This is a genomic window from Gordonia sp. ALPHA1B1 (assembly GCF_005502615.1).
GTDB classification, from domain to species: domain Bacteria; phylum Actinomycetota; class Actinomycetes; order Mycobacteriales; family Mycobacteriaceae; genus Gordonia; species Gordonia hongkongensis.
In genome coordinates this window covers 1-7,912 of record NZ_SCOC01000071.1, presented here as the reverse complement: position 1 = coordinate 7,912, position 7,912 = coordinate 1, and the positions used below count along the sequence as shown (strand labels likewise).

The following is a 7,912-nucleotide window of genomic DNA, read 5'->3' as shown; positions in this document are numbered from 1 at the left end:
CCCCCTGGGGTCATGACCCACCCCCCGGTCGTCGGCAGGACTGGGGATTTACCCCGATGTCGTCGGGCCCCGAAGTCCATACGGTCGAACTCGACACGGGATCGAACTGCGATCTCCCCGACGCAAGGAACGACGCCATGGCGACCAACGCGGTACTCGACTTCATCCTCGGTCTGCTTCGCGACGAGGAATCCTTCAACGCCTACTGCGGCAACCCCCAGGCCGCGATCGATCGCGCCGGACTCACCGGCGTCACCCCCGCCGACATCTCCGCAGCCGCCCCGCTGGTCGCCGGAGGCGGTCTGGCCGCGGGCGGCGGCCTCGGTGCGATCATCGGTGCCGGCGGTGGGGCGGTCGGCGGCGGCGTGATCGGCGGCGGCGCGGTCGGTGGCGGCGTGATCGGCGGCGGTGGCGTCGGAGTCGGCCTGGGCGGCCTGGAGTTCGGCGACATCAACGTCGGCGGCGGAGACGTGAACCTCGGTGACGTGAACCTCGGCGGCATCGGTGGGTTCGAACTGGGCGACGTCGACCTCGGTGGACTCGAAGTGGGTGGACTCGACCTGGGCGGAATCGACCTGGGCGACATCGACTTCGGCGGTCTCCTCGGCGGCATCGGGCTGGGCGACATCGACCTCTCGGGTCTGTCCCTGGCCGATCTCGACCTCGGCGGTATCGCATTCGGAGATCTCGACCTCGCGGGCCAGCTGGCCGTCGCCCTGGGCGCGGCGCTGTCCGCGGGCCTGGGCGCCGGCGGCGCGATCGCCGCGCAGTTCGGTGCCGCGCTGGGAGCCGCGCTCGAGACGGTCGTCGACGGTGGCCTCGAGCTCGCCGCAGGCATCGGACCGGTCATCGCCGGGACGCTGGCCGGCGCGATCGGCGCCGAGGGCGCCCTCGTCGCCCAGCTCGGGGCTTCGCTCGACGCACTCCTCGCCGCAGGCGCCGACCTCGGGCTCGGACTCGGGGGCGGTCTCGCCGCGCAGCTGTCGGCGGCGCTCGAACTGGGTGGCGAACTCGCCGGCTCGTTCGGCGCGACGCTGGGCGGTCTGCTCGGCGCCACGATCGGCGCGGGCGGCGCACTCGGCGCCGACCTCGCGGCCGCGCTCGGTGCCGGTCTCGGTGCGGGCGGCGCGCTCTCGGCGGTACTCACCGGCGCGCTCGGTCTCGGCGCCGAACTGTCCGGCGATCTGACCGCCGCGCTGACCTCCACTCTCGATGTCGCGGGTGACCTCTCGGCGACGCTGTCGGGTCTGCTCGACGCGCAGGCCATCGCCGACCTGTCCGGCGAACTCGGCGCCACCCTCAGCGGCGCTCTCAGCTCGACCCTGGCCGCGGGCGGCACCGCTGCCGCCTCCGTCGGCACCGCACTCGGTGTGGCCCTGACGTCGACGGCCGCGGCGACCGGCGGACTGGTCCTGACCGGCGCGGCCGGCGCGAACGCCGTCCTCGGTGGCGCCCTGACCGCCGTCCTCGGTGTCGGCGGCGGCGCTCAGGCCGGACTCGCCGCGGCGCTCGAATCCGTCCTCGAAGCCGGCGGGATCGTCGACGTCGAGGCGCTGCTCCAAGCCGGCGGCGATCTCAGCACGACTCTCGCCGGCGCTCTGGCCGCCGGCCTCGAAGTCGGTGGCGAAGCCGCCGCCGGTCTCGGTGCGGCCCTGGGCGGCACGCTGGCCGCAGCCCTCGAAGGTGGCCTGGCCGCCGATCTGACTGCCGGACTCGGCGGTGCCCTCGAAACCGGTCTCGGTCTCGGCGATGCTTTCGGAGCCGGTGTCGGCGGCGCACTCGAAGCGGGACTGGGACTCGGTGCCGGACTGGGCGCGGGTCTCGGTGGCGCGGTCGAGGGCGCTCTCGGCGGCGGCCTCGGGGTCGTGGGCGGCCTCGGCACCGAACTCGGAGCCGCGCTCAACGGACTGTTGTCGGCCGGCGCCGGCCTCGACACCGCGCTGAGCACCGTGCTCACCGGTGTCCTCGGCGCGGCTGCAGGCGCCGACCTGGGGGCCGCCCTGGGTGGCGCCCTCGAACTGGGCGGCGTCCTCGGCGCCGACCTGAGCGGCCTGCTCGAGGGCGGACTGGCCACCGACCTGGCCGCGCAACTCGGCGCGATCGTCGGTGGCGGCGGTGAGCTCGCGGGCGAGCTCGGCGCCACCCTGGGCGGCGTGCTGGGTGCGGCCGCAGGTATCGAGGGCATCCTCGACGCCGCCGCCGGTGCCGGCCTGAACGTCGGCGAACTGCTGGCCGCGGACCTCGGCGGTGCACTCGGCGTCGACGGCGCCCTCATCACACAGCTGGGCGGGGCGCTGGACGCCGCACTCGACGCCGGCGCGGGACTGGGCCTGGTGACCGAGACCGCCGCCGACCTCGGCGGAACCCTCGAGGCCGTGCTGGCTGCGGGCGGGGATGTGGGTGCCGACCTCGGCGCGTCCCTCGGCGCCGTCCTCGGGACCGCACTGAGCGGTGAGCTGGGTGGTTCGCTGGCCGGCCAACTGGCCGGCGGGGCCGAACTCCCGGCAGCCCTCAGCACCGTTCTCAGCTCCGCACTCGACGTGGATCTGTCGGCCACCGACGGCCTCGTCGCGACCCTGGACTCGACCCTGGAGGCGACGGGTGGCCTGGGCGGGGCACTGACCGGCGAACTCGAGGCGATCGTCAACCCGAGCCTCATCCTCTCCCCCGAGGGCACCATCACCGTGGGCGGACCGCTCCTGGTCACCGAAACCCTCGGCGGCACAGTGGTCGACAGCCTCACCGGCAACCTGGGCGCGGGCACACTGGCCGGCCTGGGCACCGTCGCCGAGACCGGCACGGACTTGGTCGCCGGGCTGGACAGCACTCTGCAGGGCGGCCTGGAGGGGACCCTCGAGACCGGACTCGCCGGCCTGGGCGCCGGGAGCGGCGAGGCCGATCTGGGCGCCACCGCCGGTCCGGTTCTCGACGGTGCTCTCGGCGCCGGCGCAGGCGTGGGCGGAGGCCTCGGTGGGGATCTCGGTCTGGGCGGCGACCTCGGCCTGGGCGGTGCGCTCGACACCGAGCTGCCCGCGGAGGTCACCTCCGAACTGACCACCGCGATCTCCGGCACGGCCGGCGGCGCAGTGGACGTGGTCGGCGACGCCGCGGGCTCACTCGAGACCGGGGTCGGCGGCACCCTCGACACGACCACCGACATCGTCGGTGGGGTGACCGGTGGTCTGACCGGCGGCGCGGTGGTCGGTGGTGGCGTCGACGCCGGCGGCGGTGCCGGCGCGGACGGCGGCCTGGACCTGGGCGGCGTGACCGACACCGGCGCCGAACTCGGCGGTGCGGTCGACACCACCGTCGGCGGCGCGGTCGACTCGACCGTCGGCGGCGTGGCCGACACGACCGCCGGCCTCACCGGCGGATTGACCGGCGGCCTGACCGGTGGCCTCGGTGGCGACACGGACACCGGGATCGGCGTCAACACCCCGGACGCCGGACCCGACGCCGACTGACCGGGTCACGTCGGCAAACCCGCCCCGGGACCGTCCCACGCTCCAGCAACCCTGGACGTGGGCCGGCCCCGGGGCGGTCCTCGTTCGGCCCCGCCTTCTCCCGGCGCGCTCGCACGCACCGCCCGAACGGGTGCGAAGCCCCGCCGATGCCGACCGGACGGGCCGACTCACCGCTACCGTGAGGACACCATGACCACTCCACCCGCCGAACCACCTCGCGTCGGCCGGCACGCCGCCGATCGGGACGCACCTGGTCCCGCCCCCACGTGGAAGGCAGCAGCCCCGACCGCACCGGCACACGCCGCTGCCCCGCCCCGGCCACCCGCGGCCACGGCCCCAGCCCCGGCGACCCCGGCAGTGGCGACCCCGGCACGGACGCAGGTGCCGAACACCATCGGCGACCTGCTGACCACGATGTCCGAGGTGGCCCGGGAGGCGGGCCGTAACGATCTGGTCAGTCGCCTCGACGGCGCGCGCACCCGGATCACCGACCCCCGCCTGCGGATCGTCGTGGTGGGTCAGCTGAAACAGGGCAAGAGCTCGTTCGTCAACGCACTGCTCAACCTGGACGTGTGCTCGGTCGGCGACGACGAGACGACCGCGGTGCCGACGGTCATCTCGCATGCCGCGCAACCGTCGGCCCATCTGGTCGTCGACGGCCCGGCCGCCGACAACCGCATCCCGGTGCCGATGGACGCCATCGCCGGTATCACCCCCGACTCCCCGCTCGCCGGTGGCCGCGAGGTGCTCCGGCTCGAGATCGAGGCACCCGGCCCGTTGCTCGCCGACGGCCTCGTCCTCGTCGACACCCCCGGCGTCGGCGGCCACGGACACCCTTATGCCGCAGCGACTCTGGGCATGGTCGCGGCAGCCGACGCGGTACTCGTCGTGTCGGATGCCAGCCAGGAGTTCACCGCGCCGGAGATGTCCTTCCTCCAGCAGGTCGCCGGACTGTGCCCGACCATCGCGTGCCTCATCACGAAGACCGACCTGTACCCGCACTGGCGGGCCGTCGTCGACGCCGACCGCACCCATCTGCACACCGCCGGCCTCGACATCCCGCTGTTGCCCGTCTCATCGGTGCTGCGCACCCACGCGCTGCGGCTCGGCGACGAGAAACTCAACGCCGAGGCCGGGTTCCTCGATCTGTACCGGTACCTGCGCGAGCGCGTGGTGTCCACCGCACGACAGGCGACCCGGACCACCGTCGCCACCGATCTGCGCGTCGTCAGCGAACATCTCGCGCTCACCCTGGGCAGCGAACTCGCCGCCCTGCGCGATCCGGAGACCGCCGGCCGCGCCGTCGGCGCGCTCCGGGAGGCCAAGTCCGACGCGGAGGCCATGCGACGTCAGTCCGCTCAGTGGCAGCAGACGCTGGCCGACGGCATCGCCGACCTCGCCGCCGACATCGACCACGACCTGCGGGACCGTCTCCGCGCGGTGACCCGGGAAGCCGAACGGGCCATCGACGAGGGCGATCCGGGGGTCGACTGGGAACAGCTGAGCGAGTGGCTGGCCGATCAGACCGCCGCCGTCATCGGTGACAACTTCGTCTGGGCGCATGAGCGATCGGTGTGGCTCGCCGAGCGGGTGGCCGACCACTTCGCGGCGGCCGGCCAGAACTCGCTGCCCGACATCGACGTCGCCGATCTGACCGGTGTGCTCGATTCCGTGGCCGAGCTCGCCGAACTCGACAGCGGCAGAGTCGGTCTCGCCCAGAAGCTGTTGATCGGCATGCGCGGTTCGTACGGCGGTGTGCTGATGTTCGGACTCATCTCGACGATGGTCGGCATGGCGCTCATCAACCCGGTGTCCGTCGGCGCCGGTCTGTTGCTCGGCACCAAGGCGTACCGGGATGACAAGGAGGCGAAGGTCCTCGAACGCCGCGCCAAGGCGAAGGTCGCGGTGCGCGCGTTCACCGACGACGTCAGCTTCCAGGTCGGCAAGGAATCCCGCGACCGGCTGCGGGTCATCCAGCGAGTCCTCCGCGATCACTTCACCTCGGTCGCCGAACAGACCGCACGCTCGATCTCGGAATCCCTCAGTGCCGCACAGTCTGCCGCGACCCTCGCCGATTCGGAGCGATCCGGACGCGTCGCCGAACTCGAGTCCCGGCTCACCGCGGTCGCCGCGCTGCGCAAGGCGGCCGATCATCTCGACCCGGAGGAACCCGCTGCGGAGCTCCCGCGCCGATGACCGACATCGCCCGCGTCCGAGGGTTTCTCGACGCCACCCGCACCGCCCTCGCCGACGACCCGCACGCACAGGCCGAGCTCGACGTGTGCGCCCACCGGTTGTACCAACCGGTGCGGGTCGCCCTGGCCGGTTCGCTCAAAGCTGGCAAGTCGACGCTGCTGAACGCCCTTGTGGGACAGGACATCGCCCCCACCGATGCCACCGAGTGCACGCGGGTCGTCACCTGGTACCGCAACGGCCGGTCGCCGTCGGTCACCGCACACGTCGACGACGGTCGCGCGGTGGGCATCCCGGTCACCCGCATCGACGGTCGACTGGGCTTCGATTTCGGGCGGCTCACCGCCGATCGCGTCGACCGTCTGGACGTCGAATGGCCCGCGCGTGCCCTGCAGTCGACGACCATCGTCGACACCCCGGGCACGGCGTCCTTGTCGACGGAGTTGTCCGCGTCGACAATCCGGCTCCTCACCCCCGACGACGGTCAGTCCGGCGTGGACGCCGTCGTCTACCTGTTGCGTTCACTGACCGCCACCGACACGACGATGCTGCGCCGCATCGGGTCGGCCATCGGCGGATCGTCGGGCCCGCTGGGTGTCATCGGCGTCGTCTCCCGCGCGGACGAGCTCGGTGCCGGCCGGATGGATGCGATGATCTCCGCGCACCAGATCGCCGGACGGTTCGCCGGCGAGCTCGAACGCACGGGCCTGTGCCAGGCGGTCGTGCCGGTGGCGGGACTGCTGGCACTGGCCGCCCGCACCATGCGGGAGGTCGAGTTCCGCGCGCTGGCACAGCTGGCCGCGACCCCGGCACCCGACCTCGAGGCGGCCTTGCTGACGATGGACCGGTTCTCCCGGCCGGACATCCTGCCCGACATACCCGCCGAGCTGCGGCGTTCGCTGGCCGAACGCTTCGGCGCCTTCGGCATCCGAATGGCGGTCACGCTCATCCGGTTCGGTGCGAGCTCCTCGTCGGCGCTGGCCGCCGAACTCGTCGAGCGCAGCGGACTCTCGGAGTTGAGCGCCATCATCGACACCCAGTTCGGGCAGCGCGCGGACCAGCTCAAGTCCCATTCGGCGCTGGTGACGATGGATCACCTCCTGGCCGCGTCATCGTCGGCGGGGGCGCGTGACGTCCGGGCCGCGGTTCGCCGGGAACTCGCGGACGTCCACGGTTTCCGCGAGCTGCGTCTGCTCGGCACCATCCGGGCCGGGGGCGTTGACCTCCCCCCTGATCAGACGGCCGAGATCACCCGGCTCATCGGCGGGTCGGGCATCGATCCCGCGGCCCGCCTCGGACTGCCCGCGACCGCCGACGTGCACACACTGCGGGACGCCGCGATCGACGCCGCGCGGACCTGGCGGGCACGTGCCGGCCACCCGCTCCTCGCGCCGGCCTCGGCGTCTGCATGTCAGGTCGCGGTGCGTAGTGCCGAGGGTATCGTCGCCCAACTCGGTGAGGCGGTCCGGAGCGGCGGCCAGGGTTTCAGCGCAGGGATGCCGTGACCGACCGGGTGTAGGACGCTCCGGTGGCGACGACCGCGACAAGCGCGGCCGCCGCCGGAACCCACTGGGCGACAACCGGCAAACCGGCGTCGGAGAGTGCTGTCGCGGACGGGTTGACCGTGAGATGGAAGGCCACAGCGCCCGCCACCGCGACGACGGCGCCGACCGTCAGGATGCTCCGGCCGGACCGTCGACTGTCCCAGAGTCGCGCGGACCCGTACAGCCCGAGGAGCACGACGACCAGTGCGATCGCCCCGCCCACCATCAACGAGATGTCCACGGCGCGTGCGGCATCGGTCCCGCTGCCCGGATTGGTCCGGACGAGATCGGCGGCCAGGACGGACCGAATGTCGTTCAGCGACACCAGCGTCAGGCCGACGGTCACCACGACCAGGGCCACCGACACCAACCACCCGAGGATCGCATAGCGAGTGACCGGGGAGCGTCCGACCGGCCGCTGCGGGCGCAGCGGCGTGACGGCGACGCGCGGGCGGGGAGGCGGAGAGCCGTCGGCGTTCGACATCCCTCGATGGTAGTTGCCTGCGCGTTCCGCTACCCCGAACCGGCGCAACCTCGGATCATCGTTCTCGAAGCCGCCCCGCGACCACCACCGCATGTCCCCCGATCGGTGGAGGCACCATTCACCCCACCCATCACCCGGTCAGCGGAATCCCCCGACCACCCATCCCCGGCAGAGTCAGTGGTGTCACCAACACAACCCCCACACCACACCGGAGCCCACCATGAAAA

General features: G+C 72.9%; 4 protein-coding genes. 3 read left to right on the top strand and 1 reads right to left on the bottom strand.

Features of this window, described 5'->3' with window-relative positions; genetic code table 11:
- Nucleotides 1-137: 137 nt before the first annotated feature.
- The 3 genes from FFS52_RS23165 (at nt 138) to FFS52_RS23155 (ending at nt 7,162) form a co-directional block, all read left to right on the top strand.
- Complete coding sequence (locus tag FFS52_RS23165) at nt 138-3,464, top strand: IniB N-terminal domain-containing protein (RefSeq protein WP_137811052.1); 3,327 nt, start codon at nt 138-140, stop codon at nt 3,462-3,464.
- A 189-nt stretch (nt 3,465-3,653) separates the two neighbouring features.
- On the top strand, nt 3,654-5,660 hold the full coding sequence (locus FFS52_RS23160) for a dynamin family protein (RefSeq protein ID WP_137811051.1): 2,007 nt from the start codon (nt 3,654-3,656) through the stop codon (nt 5,658-5,660).
- Complete coding sequence (locus FFS52_RS23155) at nt 5,657-7,162, top strand: dynamin family protein (protein ID WP_137811050.1); 1,506 nt, start codon at nt 5,657-5,659, stop codon at nt 7,160-7,162. Before FFS52_RS23160 ends, FFS52_RS23155 begins: the two co-directional genes overlap by 4 nt.
- On the opposite strand, the gene FFS52_RS23150 is transcribed toward FFS52_RS23155, so the two are convergent.
- Nucleotides 7,143-7,685 carry a hypothetical protein gene (locus FFS52_RS23150; RefSeq protein WP_137811049.1) on the bottom strand — a complete coding sequence of 181 codons (543 nt, stop codon included), beginning with the start codon at nt 7,683-7,685 and terminating at the stop codon, nt 7,143-7,145. The two genes, FFS52_RS23155 and FFS52_RS23150, sit on opposite strands and share 20 nt — an antisense overlap.
- Between the last annotated feature and the right edge of the window lie 227 nt (nt 7,686-7,912).

What these genes read in the sequence shown, in the direction of transcription:
- FFS52_RS23155 (WP_137811050.1), top strand. Translation starts at nt 5,657, where the DNA reads ATGACCGACATCGCCCGCGTCCGAGGGTTTCTCGACGCCACCCGCACC.
- FFS52_RS23160 (WP_137811051.1), top strand. Translation starts at nt 3,654, where the DNA reads ATGACCACTCCACCCGCCGAACCACCTCGCGTCGGCCGGCACGCCGCC.
- FFS52_RS23165 (WP_137811052.1), top strand. Translation starts at nt 138, where the DNA reads ATGGCGACCAACGCGGTACTCGACTTCATCCTCGGTCTGCTTCGCGAC.
- FFS52_RS23150 (WP_137811049.1), bottom strand. Translation starts at nt 7,685, where the DNA reads ATGTCGAACGCCGACGGCTCTCCGCCTCCCCGCCCGCGCGTCGCCGTC.